Genomic DNA, 19,622 nt, shown 5'->3' on the forward strand with positions numbered 1-19,622 from the left:
CCCCCTAAAATAGATTACCATTGAGGGGTCTTTTCTCAATGTCTATTTTAAGGGGTGCACATCATCGTGACGAGAGAGCTTTTTTGTTCAATTTTCGTTACGATGCAGAACTGGTTTTGCGTTTGTCGTCGAGCCACGCCGATTCGATGACGGCGCGCACTTCGGTGAGCGGGAGGTCTTGCATCCCGTACTTGGCTCCGGTGTCGAGCAGGTACTTGATCGCTTCGTTCATCTTCGCCGGGCCGTCGTAGTCGCGGTAGACCGTCTCCGCGTACGCGAACGCCTCGCGCCCAAACTGCGCCAACATCTGCCGCTCTTGCGCGCTGGTGTGCGTGGTATAGTACGTTTCGAGGCGTGTTTTCAGGTTTTTGAGGAACAGCAAAGCGGCGAGGACGGCAATTTGCAGCAGCACGGCAGCTCCTTGGTCGACAAGTTGCAGCCAGGCATCACTCATCCGGTCGCGCCTCCTCTGCGAATGAACTCATAGAGCTTCTCCAGCGCGACGGCCATCTCGGCGCGCGTGACCGCTCCATCCGGCTTCCACGTGCCGTCCGGGAATCCGATCATGATCCCGTTGTCGATCATGAACCGGATCGCCGTTCGCGCCCATTGCGGCCACGGTTCGGCGGGCGTGGGAGCATGCGGCGGCGTCGGTGCCGGAGTCGGCACGGGCGTGCCGGGTTGCCCGGACGGCACCGGAGCGTTGTACGGGATGTTGAAGATCCCGCAGATCGCCCGTGCCGCTCCTTCCGCCTCGCGCATCTGGAAGCTCGTGTCGGCGAGGTTCGCGGCTTCCGTGGGGTTCGTGATAAACCCGGACTCCACCAGCACGGCATCCATCGCGGTGTCGCGCAAAACAGCGAAGTCGCCGAGGTAGACGCCGCGGTTTTTCTGCCCCGTGTTGGCGGCGATCCCGTTTGCGATCGCCTGCGCCCACTGCTCGGTGCGCGTCCCCCGCGTGGACGGGTGAATCCACACCGCCACGCCATTGACGTCAGATGACGATGCCGAATCGACGTGCCATGCGACAAACAAGTCGGCTTTGTTTTGGTTCGCCAGTTGCGCCCGGTAGGCAAGATCGTCGGCGATCGAACCGCCCGGCAGCGGCAGCGTGTCGGACTCACGGGTCATGATCACTTGAAACCCGCAGCGGCGCAAGGCATCGCGCAGCAGCAAACTCGTCTGCAGCACGAGCATTTTTTCTTGATACCCGTTGCCGGCGGTACCGGGGTCGATCCCGCCGTGGCCGGGGTCAAGAACGACAATCGGCATACTCATCCCTCCTCGTGCTTCGTCTGAGGTTAAGATATGCACCAAGTGCCCAGTACGTGTAAAAAAGCGACCTCCCTCCGCAGAGGACAGGTCGCTTTTTGGTAAGGACGGAACCGAATGGTTGTTAGATCGACTGGACGACCGGGGTGACATGGAAGACGCGCACGCCGATGTGCTTGAGATCTTCCGTCAACGCCTCGATGTCAGTTTCCGGCGCCACTTTGAACGAGACGCGACGGTAGCCGAAATTGGTGTTGTCGTCGAGGACGAGCATCCCGAAGATGTTGGAGTAATCCTTGACCACTTCGGAGAATTTGCCGAGCACGCCCTTCATCTCCGGCATGGAGACGGTCAAGCGGATGCCCGGTTTGTGCATGCCCAGCGCGTCGCGCAGCATGTCAAACAGGGTGGATTTGAGCAGGATGCCGTTGAAGTGGCTCTCCCCGTCCAGCACCGCGAGGAACGGCACGTAGTCGATCTTCTTGAAGATCTCTTCCATGTTGCCCTCTTCGGAGATGGTCGCGTTCTTGTTGATGGTCACGGATTCGACTTTGGTTCCGGCCAGAAACGCCTGCTTGTCGAGCGCGGAGTCAAAAAACGCTTTGTAGACTTCGCTGTACCCGGCCATGCCGTAGAAAACACCGTCAGCTACGACGGGGATATGTTGATAGCCGCAACGCTCCAGAACTTCCAGCAGTTCCTTGAGGCTCGCTGTCGGTTCGATGGTGATGACTTTGTGTTCTTCCAATTTCAGCTGTTGAACGATCACGATAGACGCCCCTTTCTTCGTACCCTCTTCTACATATTCAACGGATAACAAAAGATTTCCTTTTTTCCGAGAACAGATACAAAGAAAAAGCCCCCGTCGTAAGGACAGAGGCTTTCTGCGGCAGCTCTTTTTATAAGAAACAGCTTACGCGCGTTCGGAGATCGGCACGAATTTCAAGTCGACCGGACCGACGTAATCGGCAACCGGACGGATGATGCGGTTGTTTGCGTACTGTTCGAGGATGTGCGCGGTCCAACCGGAGACGCGGGACATCACGAACAGCGGGGTGAACAGTTCGACCGGGATGTCCATCGCGTTGTAAAGCGAACCGGAGTAGAGGTCGACGTTGTATTTCAGGTCTTTGCCTTTGGCAGCGAAGTATTCGAGAACGACGCGTTCTGCGATCTCGGTCATCTCGTACCACTTGGTGTTGCCCTTCTTGGCGGTCAGATCCTTCGCGTAACGCTTCAGCACGAGGCCGCGCGGGTCGTAGGAACGGTACACGCGGTGACCGAAGCCCGGAACTTTCACGCCGTTTGCGAGCAGGTCTTTGATGCCTGCTTCTGCGCCTTCGACCGAGTCGATCTTCATCAGCATGCGCAGAACGTCTTCGTTCGCGCCGCCGTGCAGCGGGCCTTTGAGAGCGCCGATTGCGGAAGTGACGCCGGAGTAGACGTCGGAGAGCGTTGCCACGGTGCAGCGGGCGGTGAAGGTGGAAGCGTTGAACTCGTGGTCCGCATGGAGGATGAGCGCCACGTCAAACGCTTCGACAGCCAATTCGTCCGCTTCTTGGCCGTTGAGCATATAGAGGAAGTTCGCCGCATGGCCGAGGTCGGTGCGCGGTGCGACGTAGTCCTTGCCTGCTTTGAGGCGGCCGTACGCAGCGGTTGCCGACGCCATCAGCGAAACGAGTTTCGCGGATTGCTTGAGGTGAGTGTCGCGGTTCATGGATTTGTCTGCGTCGACAGCGCCCGCGTAAGAAGCGACCGTGCGCAGAACTTCCATGCCGGACGGGTTCGCCGGGTTGTTGACGAGGCCTTGGATGAGCGCCATCACGTCAGCCGGGATCTCGCGGTTTTTCTTCAGTTCCGCGTCGAGTTCGTTCAGTTCGGATTGGTTCGGCAGTTTGCCGTGCCAGAGCAGGTAGATCACTTCTTCAAAAGAAGCTTTGCCCACCAGATCGTTGATATCATATCCGTGATAGACCAAACGGCCTTGCTTGCCGTCGACCAGGCAAATCGAAGACTCGCCGGCTACGATGTCTTGCAGACCAGCTTTTGCTTTCGTTTCAGACATTGAAGACACCTCCAAGATGTATATCGCATGAAATATGCAACTAACTTGTCAATATTATGTCGATGTTACTTATTATACAGGAATTAGTCTGGTCGGTCGAACGCTTCTGAATGGTTTCTCATTCATTTTCTCCGCATATACTCCGATATCCGGTACACTTTCACGGGATAGGTCACGAAAACGCTTGCTTGAAGTCAGTTTCGCTATGGATTAGGGTGTGACAGACGTTGATTTTTATGTCCTCGTCTGTCGAAAAATATTTTTTTCCAGTGGAAGAAGTCGAATCGTGGAAAATGTGGATAAGTTTATACCCAGTATTCCACGGGGCTGTGAGTGGGGTAGGAAGCATTTTCCACAGTTCGTCCACAAGGTACCCACAAGCTATACACAGGGTAGTGTGGATAAGTAGAACGCTTGTTCGCTTCTGCTTCTCATGTTATAGTCAGTACACAACCAAACTCGCGCGAGGATTGGTAGAGTACGAGACTAGACTGTGGGGTGAACCGATATGCATTTGCTTAACGATGAATATCTTCTCGAGGCCTATCAGAATGCGGTGAAGCAGAAACTTGACAAGCAGTTTATCGAGCTGCTGCATCAAGAGCTTCACGCTCGCGGCCTCGCAGTCTCCGTCACGATTGCATCGTAACCTACCGTCCGCAACCCTTTTGAATTCAGTCGTTCCTAGCACAGAGAAGACCCGTCCTCCGGAAGACGGGTCTTTTCTCTTTATCTTTTGCGAAGGTGGAGCGTGAGTTCTTCGCGGTTGTGGAAGAGTTGTTTCGCTTGGATGAGCTCCAGTTTGCCCTCGAAGGTTTGCATCGTTTCTTTCACCGTTTGGAACGGTTTGCCGTGCATGAGTTTGACGGTGATGACCGCCGTGCCCGAGGGCTTCAAGCTGTAGAGCAGATCGGCGACGAGTTTGCTCATCTGTTTCGGGCTCCAGCTCATGTCGCACACCAGCAAGTCGAACTCCTCCTCGCCAAACTGCACGTCGCCGGCGTTTTTTTTCAGATGGGTCAACTTCGGATGCTTCGCCAACTCCGCGTCCATGTGGCCGGGGTCGACCGCCGTCACCTGCAGCCCGCGCTCCAAGAGCAACGAACTCCACCCGCCGGGCGCCGCCCCGATATCAAGCGCCCGCTCAAACGACGCGAAATCCAACCCGAACCGCTCCTCCGCTTCGAGCAGCTTGAACTTCGCCCGCGACACTTGCCCTTCCTCCTGCTTGTAGCGCACCGCGCCTCCCGACCAATCCGACAGGTTGTCCTCCGGCCGCGAGATCCCCCAATACAGCGCCTCTTTGCCCAAGTAGATCGAAATCACGCGGTCCTCGCCGCGCACGACCGGCTCCACCCCGTGCGCTTGCACGAGAATCGGGTCGAGCGCTTCCTTGACCCCGTACGGCGTGTACTCCGGCTTCACCCCCGCCGTCTTGCGCACTTGCACGGCGATCTTCTCACCCGGCGCAAACACGCCGCCAAGACCCTGCACAAACTCGATCAGTTCCTCCAAATCGGCGCGCGTCTTCGTGATCGGAAACTCCTCCGTCACCGGCTGCACATGCCGCAGGAAGATCGGTTCCTGCCCGCGCAGCTTCTCCTGCATTTCTACTATAGAAATATCCGTATGTATCAAAAACACTTCCCCCGGCTCCAAAACACTGAATTTCACGCCGGGAACCAAGCGTCGAATCTCCTCTTGCGCGTACTGCGCGAACCCGTGATTCGTGGTGCCGATCAAGCGATTCGTCATGTCGTCCTCCTGTGCGGTAGTTGTTCATTCCTCCTAGTATAACAAATTCGGAAGAAAAAGGTTGCAACGCGCCCCTTCCTCCGCTATGCTTTTTTCGAAGGAGTGTTGCGAATGCAACGTTACGTATTGGAACCGGTGCTGTTCGCGATCTTCGTCGAGCTGTTGTACCCGAGCGAACCTGTCGAATACCTCATCCCGTATTCGACGGTCATGGAACTCTACGAACTGCTCGAATCTGACCAGATCGTCACCGACCCCCTGCAGAACGAACTGGTCAAACAGAACGTTCGCGGGTTGATCGAGTTTTTCGAACAGCCGCTAGTCAAGAAGAAAATGGAAAAAATCCTCCGCGTGCCGTGGACCAAGTCCTCGCCGATCCTTTTTTCTGAACATGTCACCTTCACAGTGGTCTTCTCGATCGACAACGCCGAGTACGGCGAGACGTTCGATCCGGTCGAAACCGAGCTGCTGTTGCTCGCCCGCCGCGAAGGGGTGCCGATCATCTCCGACCAGTTGGAATTTGAACAGCGCGTGGTCTCGTCGAAGGCTCCCGTGACGGTCGTCGATGTGGCGGACTTCGGTTTTTTGATCGAGGACGCTCCGGAATTGGACGGCTTGGGAGGCGGCTTTGACAGCGAAGCACTGCCGGACGCAGAGCCGCTGCGGATCGCAGAAGAGCCGGTGCAGAGCTATGAAGCCGAGGAGGGCGCGGCCGCCCAATCCGCTCCGCCTGAGAAGAAAAAAGAGAACAGCTTGCTTCCCTACATCTTGGGCGGCCTGCTCGTCATCTTGGCAGGCTCTTTGCTCTCGTTGCTCTGGCGCTAGGGAGACACCCCGCTCACGGGGTGTTTTTTTCATGGGCTTGTGTTACAATAACCCACAAACAACTGAGAACCCGTACATAGGGAGGAGTATCCTCAATGGCACAAACCCGAGATCGAATTCTGTTCAGCCGGGAACAAATCCAACAGCGCGTGGCGGAACTTGGCAAGCAGTTGTCTGCCGAATACAAGGACGGCGAAGTCGTCGTCGTATCGCTTCTGCGCGGCAGCTTTATCTTCACCGCAGACTTGGTGCGCGAAATGGACATGCCGGTCAACGTCGACTTCATGACGACTTCCAGCTACGGTCATGATGAAACTTCTTCCGGCCGCGTCGAGATCGTTCACGATGTCCGCACCGACATCGAAGGCAAGGATGTGCTCGTCGTCGACGACATCCTCGACACCGGGATCACGATGCGCGGCGTCGTGGAGCACTTGAAGCAGAAGAACCCGCGCACGCTGAAAACCTGCACCTTCCTCGACAAGCCGTCGCGCCGCAAAGTGGACGTGCAACTCGACTACACGGGCTACACCATCGAAGACCTGTTCGTGGCCGGCTACGGCCTTAACCTCGGGGACTACGCCCGCAACCTCCCCTACATCTTCGTCCGCGAAACAGTTGAAGAGTAGTCGCCAAGCAAAACAACCCCTCCGCCGCCGCGGGGGGTTTCTTCGTAGTTCTCGTACTTCGGCGCTTTGAAAAAACATCCCCTCGCCATCGGCGGGGGGATTCGTTCGTTAGTCGGCCTCTTGTTCCGAGATCAAGCCTTTGCCTTCCAGCCCGCGTCCGTACGAGTCGCGGTTGACGGTGGCGTTTTGGACCATGCCGTCGTTGCCGGGCTCTTGGATGTTCACCGTCATCGGCAGTTCGGCGAGCGAGTCGTACCCTTCATCCTCGCGGCTGGCGGTCAGACGGTCGAGCTCGTAGTCATCCACGCTGCCACGGGTGGTGGCGTCGATGGCGTCGCCGCGCAGGAAGTTGTGCTCGAAGTCCTCGTGAGTCAGTTCGCGGACTTCGTTGTAGTGAACGTCCTTCGCCATGACTTTCAACTGGTTCTCGCGGTTCTGGTTGTCTCGGTTCTGGTTGTCCATGTGCATCCCTCCCTCTCGCTAGTGTCCGACGAGAGAGCGCGCCCTATGCTGGAAATGCTCAGGGCGCGTAGAGCTTCTTGTACTTCTCATAGTTGAAGAACACGCGCTGCACGTAATGGCGCGTCTCGCCTACGGGGATCTTGTCCGACGTGTCGAGAGTTCCGTCCCACTCACCGTCTTGCATCCACCCCTGCACGCGCGCGGGACCGCCGTTATACGCTGCCACAGCGGCGACCCAGTTGCCGTCGAACTGCTTCTTGAGATACGCCAGGTACCACGACCCCAGTTCGATGTTGCGCTGCGGATCGGCGAGGTCTGTCGGCCCGTCATAGGGCAAACCGCTCTGCTCGGCTGCCCACGTCGCCGTCTCCGGCATCAACTGCATCAAGCCGACCGCCCCCACGTGCGAGACGTTCTCCGTTTTAAACTTGCTTTCCACGTTAATGAGCGCCGCGACCATCAACGGGTCCACCCCGTTCTTCGCCGCTGCCGTCCGAATGTACTCCTCATGGTGCAACGGGTAGAGAAACCGCCAGAACGTGTTCGAACTGACCACCACGACCACGAGAAGCAACAGCAAGCCCAAGATGCTGATCTTCCTCTTCGCTTTCGGTGTCAACGCCCACGAGATGCGCGGCCAGATCACTCTGCCAACTCCTCCCAGATCTTGCGGACTTGCTCTTCCGTTTCCGCCAGCGTCCCCCGGTTGTCGATCAAGTAGTCGGCGTACTGCTTCTTCTCCTCGATCGGCATCTGAGAGGCGATCCGCTGTTTCGCCGCTTCTTCGGAAAGCTCGTCCCGCGACAAGAGACGCGAGAACTGCGTCTCTGCGTCCACGTACACCACGATGACTTTGTCCACTTGGTTGTGCATCCCCGTCTCGATCAGCAGCGGAATGTCCCAGATGATCACGGCACGGGGGTTTTGCTTCAGAGCTTCCTGCGTTTGGCGGTCGCGTTCTTCGCGAACGCGCGGGTGTACAATCCCGTTGAGCTTCTGGCGGTTGGCATCGTTGCCGAACACCAACGCGCCCAACTTCGCGCGGTCCAAAGCCCCGTCGGGAAGCAAAATCTCCTCCCCAAACGCTTCTACAATATCTTCATAGGCCCGTTGCCCCGGTTGTTGCACCTGACGCACGATCTTATCAGCATCGATGATCACGGCGCCAAGTGCTTCAAAGAGGGCGGAGACGGTGCTTTTGCCCGTTGCTATCGATCCGGTCAACCCTGCGATCATCACGTAACGTTCCTCCAAGCAGCTGCAAGTATAGTGGCTAGAAAAATTTGCTGATGCCGATCACAATCAACATCACCCCCGGCAGAAACGCCATCCGCTGCAAAAAACGCACATCGGCGTACCGGGTGCCGATCTTGATCCCCGAGTAGATGAACAGCAAGCCCATGCCCGCGATCGTCAGCGCCGTCGAAGTCGATTGAAACCCGACCAGCGACGCGCCGATCCCCGCGCCGAATCCGTCCATCGACAGGGCGAATCCCAGCACCAGCGCTTCCTTCACAGAAATGTCCCCCGAACGGTCCACGTCGGCTGAAGAAGGAGTGCGCAAGATCTGAATGACCAAGCCGAGCTTCTTCAACTCCAGACGAAGCACCGTCTTTTTCTCCGGTATTTCACCTTCAGCGGGAGAGACGACACTGACTCCATTCTCCTCCACGGGTTCTTTTTCCTTCTGTGTCACAAGGTTGTAAATTGCGAACGAGCCGACCCCGATCAAAATCACGGCGCCGAGGTCTTTGGCAACCTGCGGCGAGACGTACTGCAACAGCACGCCGCCGACCTGCATCGCAATCAAAATCATCGTGGCGGAGCACGCCGTCACGATGAGCAAGGACCACAGAGGAAACCGAATCTTGCGCAATCCATACGTCACGCCGACGCCAAAGCCGTCCAGCGAGACCGCAAACGCGAGAACCAACAGGGAAACCACGTGAAACACGCTGTCTCCTCCTTCCCTCGACTTATGCAACCACGATATGCATCCGAGAGAGAAAGGGTGTTCCACCTTCGGGGGACAACAACCGGGGAATCAGTCCGGTTGCGGCTGGCACGTCGGGCAGAAGTGCGTGCCCCGGCCCGCCACACGGGATTTCACAATCTCCGTGCCGCAGACCGGGCACGGCTCTCCCTCATGTCCGTACACGCGCAGTTCGTGCTGCATCTGCCCTTCGCTTCCGTAGCCGTTCACGTAGGACTTGATCGACGACCCGCCGAGGTTGACCGAATGGGTCAACACATCAACGATCGCCCGTTGCAGCTTGCCGATCTGTTCGTCCGTAAGTCTCGTCACGTTCGCCTCCGGATGGATGCCCGAAACAAAAAGCACCTCATCCACATAGATATTGCCAAGGCCCGCCACAAATGTCTGGTCGAGCAGCAGCGCTTTGATCTTGCCGCTGCGCCTCTTGTGCACCTGCTTGCGAAGCACGTCCGGCGTAAACGACTCGTCGAGCGGCTCCGGTCCCAACTCATGCAAACCGGGCAGTTCGGAAAAATCTTCGCGCGGCAGGACGTCCATCGTACCGAATTGGCGGACGTCCTTGTACCGCAGCTCCGTGCCGTCGGTGAAGTGGAAGATCACGTGCGTGTGCTTCTCCACCTCTTCATCCGCCCTGTAGAGCCCGTAGCGGCCCTCCATGCGCAGGTGCGAGACCAGCGTGTAGGGGCCGACGCCAAACAGCAGGTATTTGCCGCGGCGCTTGACTTCCTCGATCGTCAAGCCTTGCAGGATCAGTTTGAACTCCTCGATGTCATCCGGCTTGCGGATGATGCGTCCGAGCGTGACGGTCACGCGCTCGATCGTCTTGCCGACGACGAGCGCTTCCAAGCCGCGCCGAACGGTTTCGACTTCTGGCAATTCCGGCATGGTGCTGACTTCCTTTCCAGGTGACTGACTCTGCTTGGTCTTTACTTGGCTTCATACCACGTGTCGCCGACGTTGAGGTCCGCTTTAAGCGGGACTTTGAGATCGGGCAGCACGCTTTCCATTTCGCGGCGCACCAGCGCCGAGAGCGCTTCGATCTCTTCTTCCGGCACTTCAAAAATCAATTCGTCGTGCACCTGCAAGAGCATCGTTGCCGAGAGCTGTTCCCGTTTCAGAGCTTCGTCGACGGAGACCATCGCTTTTTTGATGATGTCGGCGGCGGTGCCTTGGATCGGGGTGTTCATCGCCGTGCGTTCCGCAAACGAGCGGACGTTGAAGTTCGACGCGTTGATGTCGGGCAGTTGGCGAATGCGGCCCAGTTTGGTTTTTACATAGCCGTCTTGGCGCGCTTGCTCGACGATCTCGTCCATCCAGCGTTTCACGCCGGAGAATTTCGCGAAGTAGTTCTCGATGAACTGGCCCGCGTCTTTGCGCGAGATGTTCAAATTCTGCGAGAGGCCGAAATCGGAGATGCCGTAGACGATCCCGAAGTTGACCGCTTTCGCTGCCCGGCGCATGTTCGCGTCAACTTCCTCCGGCGCCACTTCAAATACGTCGGACGCCGTGCGGGTGTGGATGTCCATGTCCTTGACGAACGCGTCGATCATGTTTTCATCGCCCGCGATGTCCGCGAGGATGCGCAGTTCGATCTGCGAGTAGTCGGCGGCGAGGATCTTCCAGCCGGGCTTCGACGGCACGAACACATGGCGCAGACGACGGCCCTCTTCCGTGCGGATCGGAATGTTTTGCAAGTTCGGCTCCGTGGAGGAGAGGCGGCCCGTTGCGGTCAGCGCTTGGTTGAACTGCGTGTGCACGCGGTAATGGCTCTCTCCCTGCTGGCGAGCGGCGTTCAGCAGGCCCTCTACATAGGTGGAGTTCAACTTGCCGAGATGGCGGAACTCGAGAATCTTCGCGACGACCGGAGAGAACGGCGCGAGTTTTTCCAGCACGTCGGCTGCGGTGGAGTAGCCGGTCTTGGTTTTCTTGGAACCTTTGAGGCCGAGTTTTTCAAACAGGATTTCGCCGAGTTGCTTCGGAGAGTTCAAGTTGAACTCTTCCCCTGCGAGCTCCCAGATTTCCGCTTGCAGGAGTTCGATGCGCTGCTTCAAATCGTCGCCGATGGCGCGCAACTCGTCGGTGTCGATGCGCACGCCGACCGCTTCCATGCCGGCGAGAACATACGTGAGCGGCAGTTCGAGATCTTGATAGAGCGGGAGCAGTTCTTTGTCGCGCAGAGCTTCGACGAGGCGATCTTGCATCAGCGCGTTGGCGGCGGCCGCAGCTCCTGCGTGCGCGGCGCGGTCAGCTGTGCTTACTTCGATTTTTTTCTTCGCGGTGCCGGTCGGGAGCGCCGAGAGCTTCCAGCCGACATGGCGGTCGATGATGTCATAGAGGTCCGGTGCCCCGTCAGACGGGTTCAGCAGATAGGAGCCGAGCAACGTGCAGAACGCTTTGCAGTTCAACTCCACACCATGCGAACGCAGCGCGACAAGTGCCGCTTTCAGGTCAAAAAACACCAACTGCTTGTCCGTATTCGCCAAAAAATCACGAACGGCCGTCGGGATGATGGAGCGCACTTCGCCCGTACGGTCGGTGGAAGGTTCAACAGACGTCCCCGCTCCGTCCGCTTCAGCGAGCGGCAAGTACCACGCTTTCTCCTTCGTGGCAAACGCGATGCCGTGAAGATCGCCCAATTGGTAGTTGCCGGTGAGATCAAGCCACACGCCGACTTCGCTCGGCAGTTCCGCGAGCACTTGTCCCACGCGTTCTTCCGTGATCACTTCCGCTTCCACGAGCGGTTGCGCCTGTACCGCCGGTTCGTCCGACTCGCTTTCCGCACCGCCTGCGGGCAGACGATCCAGCAGGGACTTGAATTCAAGCGCTTTGAACTTGTCGCGAACTTTGCCCGCGTCATAGCCGCTGAACGCATAGCTCTCCAGATCGACGTCCCCAAGCGGGGCTTCGCGCAGAATCGTCGCGAGTTTCTTGGAAAGAAGCGCCGAGTCGGCATGCTCTTTCAACTTCTCTTGCAGTTTCTTGCCCGGCGCTTCGTCGGCATGAGCGAGCACTTCTTCGACCGACGGGTACTGGGCCAACAGTTTGAGCGCGGTCTTCTCGCCAACGCCCGGAATCCCCGGAATGTTGTCGGACGTATCCCCCATCAACCCTTTGAGGTCGATGATCTGCTGCGGCGTCAAACCGTAGCGTTCATGGACTTGCGGGATGCCGTACTTCTCCGTTTCGGTGATCCCTTTGCGCGTAAGCATCGTGGTGACGTGATCGGAGACGATCTGAAGCAAGTCTTTATCGCCCGTGACCACCAGCGAATCGTACCCTTCCGCTTCCGCTTGTTTGGTCAGCGTACCGATGATGTCGTCCGCTTCGTATCCATCAATTTCAACATACGGGATGTCGAAGGATTGCAATATTTCCCGGACAATAGGAAATTGCTCACGGAGTTCACCCGGTGTTTTTTCACGGGTGCCTTTGTATTCTGAGAACACTTCATGTCGGAAATTCGCTTTGCCTTTGTCAAATGCGACGACCAAGTGTGTCGGTTTTTCGTCTTGCAACAGACGCAACAACATCTGCGTAAAACCAAACGCTGCATTGGTGAACTGCCCTTTGCTGTTGGAAAGCGGCGGGAGTGCAAAAAACGCGCGGTATGTAATCGAATTGCCGTCGATCAAGATCAGTTTTTTCTCTTGGCTCATGATTCCACCTCGTCCAGTCCATAGATAATAACTATTGTAACATAAAAAAAAGCACACCGCTGTGGGTGTGCTTTCTTCCGGTCTTCACTTTGACTTAGTTGTTGTACAACAAGCAAGCAACGAAGTGGTTCGGTTCTACTTCCTTGAGTTCCGGGGTCACGTTTGCGCATTCCGGCATTGCCTTCGGGCAACGGGTACGGAAACGGCAACCGGACGGCGGGTTCACCGGAGACGGAACGTCGCCTTCGAGGATGATGCGCTCACGGGTACGCTCAATTTCCGGGTCCGGAATCGGAATCGCAGAAAGCAGAGCTTCGGTGTACGGATGCATCGGCTTACGATACAGTTCGTTCGCTTCCGCAACTTCCACCAGAGCGCCGAGGTACATAACCCCGATGCGGTCGGAGATGTGCTTGACCATCGCCAAGTCATGGGCGATGAACAGGTAGGTCAGACCGCGTTCGTCTTGCAGGCGTTTCATCAAGTTGACGACCTGTGCTTGGATGGATACGTCCAGCGCAGAGATCGGTTCGTCGGCGATGATGAATTCCGGCTCGATCGCGAGGGAACGCGCGATGCCGATACGTTGACGCTGACCGCCGGAGAATTCGTGCGGGAAGCGGGACGCATGCTCGGAGTTCAGACCAACGGTTTCGAGCAGTTCGTAGATGCGCTCTTGGCGTTGACGACCGGACATCAGGTTGTGGATGTCGATGCCTTCGCCGATGATGTCGCCGACCGTCATACGCGGGTTGAGGGACGCGTACGGGTCTTGGAAGATCATCTGCATCTTGCGGTTGAATTGCTTCAGATCACGGCCTTGCAACTTGTGCACGTTCTTGCCGTTGAAGAGGACTTCGCCTTCGGTCGCGTTGTACAGGTTGATGATCGTACGACCGGTGGTGGACTTGCCGCAACCGGACTCGCCAACCAGACCGAACGTTTCACCGCGCTTGATCGAGAAGGAGACGTTGTCGACTGCCTTCAGAATTGCACCACGGCCGAGGTCGAAGTATTTTTTGAGGTTTTTAACTTCAAGAATTGTATCTGCGTTCGGGATATTAGCCATTGTGGTGCCCCCCCACTTCTACAGGACGTTCAACTTTCGGAGCGTTCGGGTGGAGAAGCCAGCACGATGCGCTGTGCCCAGAGTTGATCTTGGTAATGTCCGGATCTGCTTCCAGGCAAACTTCCATCGCGTACGGGCAACGCGCTGCGAACGCGCAACCTTTCGGCGGTGCAATCAGGTCCGGCGGGGTACCTTCGATCGGGATCAGCTCTTGCTTCTCATCGTTGTCGAGACGCGGAACCGAACGCATCAGACCCCAGGTGTACGGATGTTGCGGGTTGTAGAAGATATCATCTACAGAACCCTGTTCCACAACTTTGCCGGCGTACATAACGACGACGCGTTGTGCCAAGTCTGCCACGACGCCAAGGTCATGGGTGATCAAGATGATCGATGCGCCGGTTTTTTCTTGCAGGTCGCGCATCAAGTCGAGAATCTGCGCCTGAATCGTAACGTCGAGCGCGGTGGTCGGCTCGTCGGCGATCAGGAGCTTCGGGTTACAAGCCAGTGCGATTGCGATCATGACGCGCTGACGCATACCGCCGGAGAATTGGTGCGGGTATTGATCCACACGGCCTTCCGGGTTCGGGATGCCGACCAGACGCAGCATTTCGATGGCGCGCTCGCGAGCCGCTTGCTTGGAGAGACCTTGGTGCTTGATCAGACCTTCGGCGATTTGCTTGCCGATCTTCATGGTCGGGTTCAAGGAGGTCATCGGGTCTTGGAAGATCATCCCCATCTCGGAACCGCGGAGATTCTCCATTTCTTTGTCGCTCAGTTTGACGATGTCGGTCTTGCCGTCAAACAGGATGGACGAGGTGGACTTGATCTCGCCCGGCGGGGTTGCGATCAAACGCATGATCGCTTGGGAGGTTACGGATTTCCCGCAACCGGATTCCCCTACGATCGCCAGTGCTTCACCTTTTTTCAGGTTGAAGGTTACGCCGCGAACCGCGTGTACCTCACCTGCATAGGTGTGGAACGAGACCTTGAGGTCTTTGACTTCAAGAATGTTGTTCGACATGTGCGTACCTCCTTACTATTTACGAAGTCTCGGGTCGAGTGCGTCGCGCAGGCCGTCGCCGAGCAGGTTGAACGACAACATGATAAGCGAGAAGACGATGGACGGGCAGAGCAGACGCCACGGGAAGTTACGCATGACTGCTACGCCGTCGGATACGAGCGAACCGAGGGATGCCATCGGCGGCTTGATCCCCAAACCGATAAAGGAAAGGAAGGACTCCGCGAAGATCGCGCCCGGAACGGTGAAGGTTACGTTGATGATGATGATCCCGAGTGCGTTCGGCACCAAGTGACGCAGGATGATGCGCCAAGAGGAAGCACCGAGGGTGCGCGCTGCGAGAACGTATTCTTGTTCTTTCAGAGAGAGCATCTGACCGCGAACGAGACGAGCCATACCGACCCAACCGGTTGCTGCCAGCGCGATGATGATCGAGAAAATCCCCGGCCCCATTACCATCATCAAGAGGATGACGATGATCATGAAGGGCAAGCCGTAGATGATTTCGATGATACGCTGCATGATATCGTCGACGCGGCCGCCGAAGTATGCGGAGATGCCGCCGTACAGGACGCCGATGGTGAAGTCGAGCACCGCTGCGATGATACCGATGAACAGCGAGATCCGAACGCCCCACCAGACGCGAACCCATTGGTCGCGGCCGAGGTCGTCGGTGCCGAACCAGTGCGAGCCGGACGGCGCGAAGTTACGAGCTGCGTAGTCTTGCGTTTGGTAATCGTACGGTTGAAGGAACGGCCCGATGAGCGCGAGGATCGTCAGGGCGGCAAGAACGATCAAACCGAACATTGCAAGTTTGTTTTTCTTGAGTCGGCGCCACGCGTCAGCCCAGTAGGAGAGGGATTGACGAACGACGCGCTCGTTGTTGCCGGTTTTGACAACGGGTTTGAATTTGTCTTGGGTAACGGTTTGCATCGTTACTTCCCTCCTTTCGCCAGACGGATACGCGGGTCAACCACACCGTACATAACGTCGGTGACCATGATCGCGACAATCAAGAGGGCTGCATAGAAGATCGTCATCCCCATGATCATCGTGTAGTCATTGGTAGAGATGGACTGGACGAAGAACTTACCCATCCCCGGAACTGCGAATATTTGCTCGACCACGAAAGCGCCGGTGGTGATGTTGACGAGAGCGACGCCGAGGATCGTAATAATCGGGAGCATAGCGTTACGGATGGTGTGCTTGACAACAACCGCAAAACGCGAGAGACCTTTGGATTTAGCAGTTTTGACGTAGTCTTGCGAGACGACGTCAAGCATTGAGGTACGCATCATCCGCGCCATTGTGGCCAGCGTACCAAACGCCAGTGTGATGGTCGGAAGAATTTTGTACTCAGGGCTTTTCCACAGTGCCGGCGGCAACCAGCCGAGCTTAACGCCGATGAAGTAGGAGAGCAACGGCCCAATTACGAAGGCCGGAGCGGATACCCCGATGATAGCGGTCAGCATGGCGACATAGTCCCAACCTTTGTTGTGGTTCAGAGCAGCTACGATCCCGAGAGTGAGACCGATGATTACAGCGATGATAATCGCGTACATCCCGAGTTCAGCAGAGGTCGGGAAGGTTTGCTTCAGAACATCATTGACGGAACGGGTCGGATAGTTAAACGATACACCGAAATCGAACGTTGCGATTTTCTTCAGGTAAGAACCGTACTGAACCCAGATCGGTTGGTCAAGACCATAGGTTTTCATGAGGGTCGCTTTCGCCTCAGGGCTCAACTTTTGCGAGTTTGCGAACGGATCTCCCGGAAGGTTATGCATCAGGATGAAGGTCAGGGTGATCAAAACCCACAGGGTGATGATCCCGTAGATCAATCGACGGAGGATAAACCTAAGCACAACCACACCTCCCAAATCATTAGTTTTTTGGACGTTTTAGATTCAGCTTTTAGTCTACTTTTTTCTTTCTGTGAATGCTAGTGCGATTTGTTGGCAAAGCTAGAGACGGTGTCGCAAATTCCGATGGCGGCACGCTTTTACGGCGTCATGTAAAAAATGGAAGCGCTGTCATGGCCGGTTTCGCGCACGCCGTTTTCCCCTCCTCCCCCTTAAGATGAAAGGTGAAACCTTGTGTGTGAGTGTATGGTAAGGCTCAGCCTAATACCCGGAGTCAATTGTGCGACTTTTCAAGTAAATCAAAATTCGCGTTGTAGGACACGTCCCTCTATCCCTATGGAGAGACGGAGATTTTATGCAACAAAAGATTCCGACAACGCTGATTACTAGAGAAACAGCCACAAGTTATACAATAACACAAACATCTGATTGATGCGAGAGATTTGTGACCGATTTCGTCACGAATCTAGAATATTTCTTAGAAGATTCGCCATAAATCTACACGAAACGACTCCTTCTCTCCTCTCTGCGAGAACACTTGTGCATCCGTTGTATACCTTTAGACACAAAAAGACCCCGGGGGTTACACCCTGGGGTCAATTTTTTTGAAAATTAGGAAACGACTTTGATGACGTTGCGGACAGACTCCGCCGACTTGTCGAGAGCCGTTTTCTCTTCAGCAGTCAATTCCAATTCATACACTTTCTCGATGCCGTTTGCGCCAAGCAGTGTCGGAACGCCCATGAAGAGGTTGTCATAGCCGTATTCGCCTTCGAGCAGGACGATCGACGGCAAGATGCGTTTCTTGTCCTTGAGGATCGCTTCCGCCATCTGGACGAGCGATGCTGCCGGAGCGTAGTACGCAGAGCCGTTGCCGAGCAACTGCACGATTTCGCCGCCGCCAACGCGTGCGCGTTGCACGATCTCAGCCAGACGCTCAGCCGGGATCAGCTTCTCCAGCGGGATGCCGCCCGCATAGGAGTAGCGAACGAGCGGAACCATGTCGTCGCCGTGGCCGCCGAGGACGAAGCCGGTGACGTCTTCCACCGAAACGCCCAGTTCCATCGCGATGAAGGAACGGAAACGCGCGGTGTCGAGCACGCCGGATTGGCCGATGACGCGCTGTTTCGGGAAGCCGGACGCTTTGTACGCCACATAGGTCATCGCGTCGACCGGGTTGGAGAGAATCAACAAGATGGTGTTCGGGGAATACTTTACGACTTGCTCAGTAACGGATTTCACGATGCCGGCGTTGGTGTTGACGAGGTCGTCACGGGACATGCCCGGTTTGCGAGCCACGCCGGCGGTGATGATCACCAGGTCGGAGTCTGCGGTGTCTTCGTAGTTCGAGGTGCCGATGATGTTGGCATCCACACCCAGAACCGGGGTTGCTTCAAACATGTCGAGAGCTTTCCCCTTGGTCGGGTTCTCCAGTTGCGGGATGTCGAGCAGGACGACATCGCCGAGTTCCTTTTGAGCCAAGAACAGTGCAGTGGTTGCGCCGGTGAAACCAGCGCCGACAACGGTGATTTTTTTACGCTTCAGAGTCATGTTGTAGTACCCCACTTTCGTCTTGTCTATAGTTAATAATAGTGTGCCTACAGGTTTTTAATGATCGCGTCTGCGAATTCGGAGCACTTCACTTCGTTTGCGCCTTCCATGAGACGTGCGAAGTCATAGGTGACCGTCTTCTGATCGATCGCTTTCTCAAGCGCTGCGACGATGGAATCAGCCGCTTCTTGCCAGCCGAGGAATTCCAGCATCATGACGCCGGAGAGGATGACGGAACCCGGGTTGACTTTGTCGAGGTTCGCGTACTTCGGCGCGGTGCCGTGGGTAGCTTCGAACACAGCATGACCGGTTACGTAGTTGATGTTCGCGCCCGGAGCGATGCCGATGCCGCCGACTTGCGCAGCCAGTGCGTCGGAGATGTAGTCGCCGTTGAGGTTGAGGGTCGCGATGACATCGTACTCAGCCGGACGGGTCAAGATCTGTTGCAGGAACGCATCGGCGATGACGTCCTTCACGATGATCTTGCCAGCCGCTTCCGCTGCCGCTTGCGCTTTGTTCGCAGCGTCGGTGCCTTCCGCGTCCTTGATTCGGTCATATTGTGCCCAAGTGAAGACTTTATCTGCATATTCGCGCTCAGCGACTTCATAACCCCAAGTTTTGAACGCGCCTTCGGTGAATTTCATGATGTTGCCTTTGTGCACGAGAGTCAGGGACTTGCGGTTTTGCGCGATCGCGTAGTCCAGCGCGGAACGCACGAGACGCTCGGTGCCTTCCTTGGAAACCGGCTTGATGCCGATGCCGGAAGTTTCCGGGAAGCGGATCTTCTTCACAGCCAGTTCGTTGCGCAGGAAGTCGATGACTTTCTTCACTTCCGGGGTGCCTTCTGCGTACTCGATGCCTGCGTAGATGTCTTCGGAGTTCTCGCGGAAGATGACCATGTCCACCAGTTCCGGATGCTTGACCGGGGACGGAACGCCGTTGAAGTAGCGAACCGGACGAACGCATGCAAACAGGTCGAGCTCTTGACGGAGCGCGACGTTCAGAGAACGGATGCCGCCGCCGACCGGAGTGGTGAGCGGGCCTTTGATCCCGACGAGGTATTCGCGGAATGCGGTAAGGGTATCGTTCGGAAGCCATTCGCCAGTTTGATTGAACGCTTTTTCACCTGCGAGAACTTCGAACCATTCGATTTTCTTCTCGCCGTTGTAAGCTTTCTGAACAGCCGCGTCAAACACGCGAACGGACGCATTCCAGATGTCCGGACCGGTGCCGTCCCCTTCGATAAACGGGATGATCGGGTTGTTCGGTACTTGCAGTTTGCCATTCTCAATGGCGATCTTCTCACCTTGAGTCGGAGCGGTGTACTTTTCAAACATGAAACAATGACCTCCTTCGCCTATGTACAGATACATGAGTGGGTAAGGAGGCATTCAGCAGTCCCCTTACCCACTTATCTGGAAAAAATAACGCATTGCGTTGTGGTTTCATCATACCATAC

General features: G+C 56.4%; 20 protein-coding genes. 3 read left to right on the top strand and 17 right to left on the bottom strand.

The window, feature by feature from the left end; translation table 11 throughout:
- Positions 1 to 97: 97 nt before the first annotated feature.
- The 4 genes from EL26_RS16330 to EL26_RS16345 form a co-directional block, all read right to left on the bottom strand.
- Complete coding sequence (locus EL26_RS16330; protein ID WP_038091311.1) at positions 98 to 454, bottom strand: phage holin, LLH family; 357 nt, start codon at positions 452 to 454, stop codon at positions 98 to 100.
- Complete coding sequence (locus EL26_RS23980) at positions 451 to 1,272, bottom strand: N-acetylmuramoyl-L-alanine amidase (protein WP_052036493.1); 822 nt, start codon at positions 1,270 to 1,272, stop codon at positions 451 to 453. Before EL26_RS23980 ends, EL26_RS16330 begins: the two co-directional genes overlap by 4 nt.
- Before the next feature lie 124 nt (positions 1,273 to 1,396).
- Positions 1,397 to 2,041, bottom strand: coding sequence for a CBS domain-containing protein (locus EL26_RS16340; protein ID WP_038091313.1), 645 nt, complete (start codon positions 2,039 to 2,041; stop codon positions 1,397 to 1,399).
- 144 nt (positions 2,042 to 2,185) lie between these two features.
- Positions 2,186 to 3,337: a citrate/2-methylcitrate synthase gene (locus tag EL26_RS16345; protein ID WP_038091315.1), complete on the bottom strand. Its 1,152-nt coding sequence runs from the start codon at positions 3,335 to 3,337 to the stop codon at positions 2,186 to 2,188.
- 508 nt (positions 3,338 to 3,845) lie between these two features.
- Here EL26_RS16345 and sda point away from each other — a divergent pair.
- Positions 3,846 to 3,986 carry a sporulation histidine kinase inhibitor Sda gene (gene sda / locus EL26_RS24650; RefSeq protein ID WP_081857274.1) on the top strand — a complete coding sequence of 47 codons (141 nt, stop codon included), beginning with the start codon at positions 3,846 to 3,848 and terminating at the stop codon, positions 3,984 to 3,986.
- A gap of 80 nt (positions 3,987 to 4,066) precedes the next feature.
- On the opposite strand, the gene EL26_RS16350 is transcribed toward sda, so the two are convergent.
- Positions 4,067 to 5,092: a 23S rRNA (cytidine(2498)-2'-O)-methyltransferase RlmM gene (locus EL26_RS16350; RefSeq protein ID WP_038091317.1), complete on the bottom strand. Its 1,026-nt coding sequence runs from the start codon at positions 5,090 to 5,092 to the stop codon at positions 4,067 to 4,069.
- Positions 5,093 to 5,203: 111 nt separating this feature from the next.
- On the opposite strand from EL26_RS16350, the gene EL26_RS16355 reads away from it, so the two are divergent.
- The gene (locus EL26_RS16355; protein WP_193789839.1) at positions 5,204 to 5,917 is read left to right on the top strand and encodes an ADP-heptose synthase; all 714 of its coding nucleotides are present in this window, start codon (positions 5,204 to 5,206) and stop codon (positions 5,915 to 5,917) included.
- 95 nt (positions 5,918 to 6,012) lie between these two features.
- Positions 6,013 to 6,546: a hypoxanthine phosphoribosyltransferase gene (gene hpt, locus EL26_RS16360; protein WP_038091319.1), complete on the top strand. Its 534-nt coding sequence runs from the start codon at positions 6,013 to 6,015 to the stop codon at positions 6,544 to 6,546.
- Positions 6,547 to 6,654: 108 nt separating this feature from the next.
- On the opposite strand, the gene EL26_RS16365 is transcribed toward hpt, so the two are convergent.
- From EL26_RS16365 to icd, 12 genes are all read right to left on the bottom strand, one after another.
- Positions 6,655 to 7,008, bottom strand: coding sequence for a hypothetical protein (locus EL26_RS16365; RefSeq protein WP_038091321.1), 354 nt, complete (start codon positions 7,006 to 7,008; stop codon positions 6,655 to 6,657).
- 58 nt (positions 7,009 to 7,066) lie between these two features.
- Positions 7,067 to 7,654, bottom strand: coding sequence for a lytic transglycosylase domain-containing protein (locus EL26_RS16370; protein ID WP_238546136.1), 588 nt, complete (start codon positions 7,652 to 7,654; stop codon positions 7,067 to 7,069).
- On the bottom strand, positions 7,651 to 8,244 hold the full coding sequence (coaE, locus tag EL26_RS16375; RefSeq protein WP_038091324.1) for a dephospho-CoA kinase: 594 nt from the start codon (positions 8,242 to 8,244) through the stop codon (positions 7,651 to 7,653). Before coaE ends, EL26_RS16370 begins: the two co-directional genes overlap by 4 nt.
- Positions 8,245 to 8,281: 37 nt before the next feature.
- Positions 8,282 to 8,962, bottom strand: a complete 681-nt coding sequence (ytaF, locus tag EL26_RS16380) for a sporulation membrane protein YtaF (RefSeq protein ID WP_038091326.1) — start codon at positions 8,960 to 8,962, stop codon at positions 8,282 to 8,284.
- A 90-nt stretch (positions 8,963 to 9,052) separates the two neighbouring features.
- Positions 9,053 to 9,889 carry a DNA-formamidopyrimidine glycosylase gene (gene mutM, locus EL26_RS16385; RefSeq protein WP_038091327.1) on the bottom strand — a complete coding sequence of 279 codons (837 nt, stop codon included), beginning with the start codon at positions 9,887 to 9,889 and terminating at the stop codon, positions 9,053 to 9,055.
- A 41-nt stretch (positions 9,890 to 9,930) separates the two neighbouring features.
- Complete coding sequence (polA, locus tag EL26_RS16390; protein WP_038091329.1) at positions 9,931 to 12,660, bottom strand: DNA polymerase I; 2,730 nt, start codon at positions 12,658 to 12,660, stop codon at positions 9,931 to 9,933.
- A 94-nt stretch (positions 12,661 to 12,754) separates the two neighbouring features.
- Complete coding sequence (locus EL26_RS16395; protein ID WP_038091330.1) at positions 12,755 to 13,729, bottom strand: ABC transporter ATP-binding protein; 975 nt, start codon at positions 13,727 to 13,729, stop codon at positions 12,755 to 12,757.
- Positions 13,722 to 14,753, bottom strand: coding sequence for an ABC transporter ATP-binding protein (locus tag EL26_RS16400; RefSeq protein WP_038091332.1), 1,032 nt, complete (start codon positions 14,751 to 14,753; stop codon positions 13,722 to 13,724). The genes EL26_RS16395 and EL26_RS16400 overlap by 8 nt, the downstream gene beginning before the upstream one ends.
- A gap of 15 nt (positions 14,754 to 14,768) precedes the next feature.
- Positions 14,769 to 15,683 (bottom strand): ABC transporter permease, encoded by a 915-nt coding sequence (locus EL26_RS16405; RefSeq protein ID WP_038091334.1) that lies wholly within the window; start codon positions 15,681 to 15,683, stop codon positions 14,769 to 14,771.
- 2 nt (positions 15,684 to 15,685) lie between these two features.
- Complete coding sequence (locus EL26_RS16410) at positions 15,686 to 16,615, bottom strand: ABC transporter permease (protein WP_038091335.1); 930 nt, start codon at positions 16,613 to 16,615, stop codon at positions 15,686 to 15,688.
- A gap of 609 nt (positions 16,616 to 17,224) precedes the next feature.
- Positions 17,225 to 18,163 (bottom strand): malate dehydrogenase, encoded by a 939-nt coding sequence (gene mdh / locus EL26_RS16415; RefSeq protein ID WP_038091337.1) that lies wholly within the window; start codon positions 18,161 to 18,163, stop codon positions 17,225 to 17,227.
- 47 nt (positions 18,164 to 18,210) lie between these two features.
- Complete coding sequence (icd, locus tag EL26_RS16420; protein WP_038091339.1) at positions 18,211 to 19,500, bottom strand: NADP-dependent isocitrate dehydrogenase; 1,290 nt, start codon at positions 19,498 to 19,500, stop codon at positions 18,211 to 18,213.
- Positions 19,501 to 19,622 lie beyond the last annotated feature (122 nt).

It is taken from the genome of Tumebacillus flagellatus (genome assembly GCF_000714935.1).
Lineage (GTDB): Bacteria > Bacillota > Bacilli > Tumebacillales > Tumebacillaceae > Tumebacillus > Tumebacillus flagellatus.

Excerpts from the sequence above, each read along its gene's own strand:
- EL26_RS16330 (WP_038091311.1), bottom strand. The coding sequence starts at position 454 with ATGAGTGATGCCTGGCTGCAACTTGTCGACCAAGGAGCTGCCGTGCTG.
- EL26_RS23980 (WP_052036493.1), bottom strand. The coding sequence starts at position 1,272 with ATGCCGATTGTCGTTCTTGACCCCGGCCACGGCGGGATCGACCCCGGT.
- EL26_RS16345 (WP_038091315.1), bottom strand. The coding sequence starts at position 3,337 with ATGTCTGAAACGAAAGCAAAAGCTGGTCTGCAAGACATCGTAGCCGGC.
- sda (WP_081857274.1), top strand. The coding sequence starts at position 3,846 with ATGCATTTGCTTAACGATGAATATCTTCTCGAGGCCTATCAGAATGCG.
- EL26_RS16350 (WP_038091317.1), bottom strand. The coding sequence starts at position 5,092 with ATGACGAATCGCTTGATCGGCACCACGAATCACGGGTTCGCGCAGTAC.
- EL26_RS16355 (WP_193789839.1), top strand. The coding sequence starts at position 5,204 with ATGCAACGTTACGTATTGGAACCGGTGCTGTTCGCGATCTTCGTCGAG.
- hpt (WP_038091319.1), top strand. The coding sequence starts at position 6,013 with ATGGCACAAACCCGAGATCGAATTCTGTTCAGCCGGGAACAAATCCAA.
- EL26_RS16365 (WP_038091321.1), bottom strand. The coding sequence starts at position 7,008 with ATGGACAACCAGAACCGAGACAACCAGAACCGCGAGAACCAGTTGAAA.
- coaE (WP_038091324.1), bottom strand. The coding sequence starts at position 8,244 with ATGATCGCAGGGTTGACCGGATCGATAGCAACGGGCAAAAGCACCGTC.
- mutM (WP_038091327.1), bottom strand. The coding sequence starts at position 9,889 with ATGCCGGAATTGCCAGAAGTCGAAACCGTTCGGCGCGGCTTGGAAGCG.
- polA (WP_038091329.1), bottom strand. The coding sequence starts at position 12,660 with ATGAGCCAAGAGAAAAAACTGATCTTGATCGACGGCAATTCGATTACA.
- EL26_RS16395 (WP_038091330.1), bottom strand. The coding sequence starts at position 13,729 with ATGGCTAATATCCCGAACGCAGATACAATTCTTGAAGTTAAAAACCTC.
- EL26_RS16400 (WP_038091332.1), bottom strand. The coding sequence starts at position 14,753 with ATGTCGAACAACATTCTTGAAGTCAAAGACCTCAAGGTCTCGTTCCAC.
- EL26_RS16405 (WP_038091334.1), bottom strand. The coding sequence starts at position 15,683 with ATGCAAACCGTTACCCAAGACAAATTCAAACCCGTTGTCAAAACCGGC.
- mdh (WP_038091337.1), bottom strand. The coding sequence starts at position 18,163 with ATGACTCTGAAGCGTAAAAAAATCACCGTTGTCGGCGCTGGTTTCACC.
- icd (WP_038091339.1), bottom strand. The coding sequence starts at position 19,500 with ATGTTTGAAAAGTACACCGCTCCGACTCAAGGTGAGAAGATCGCCATT.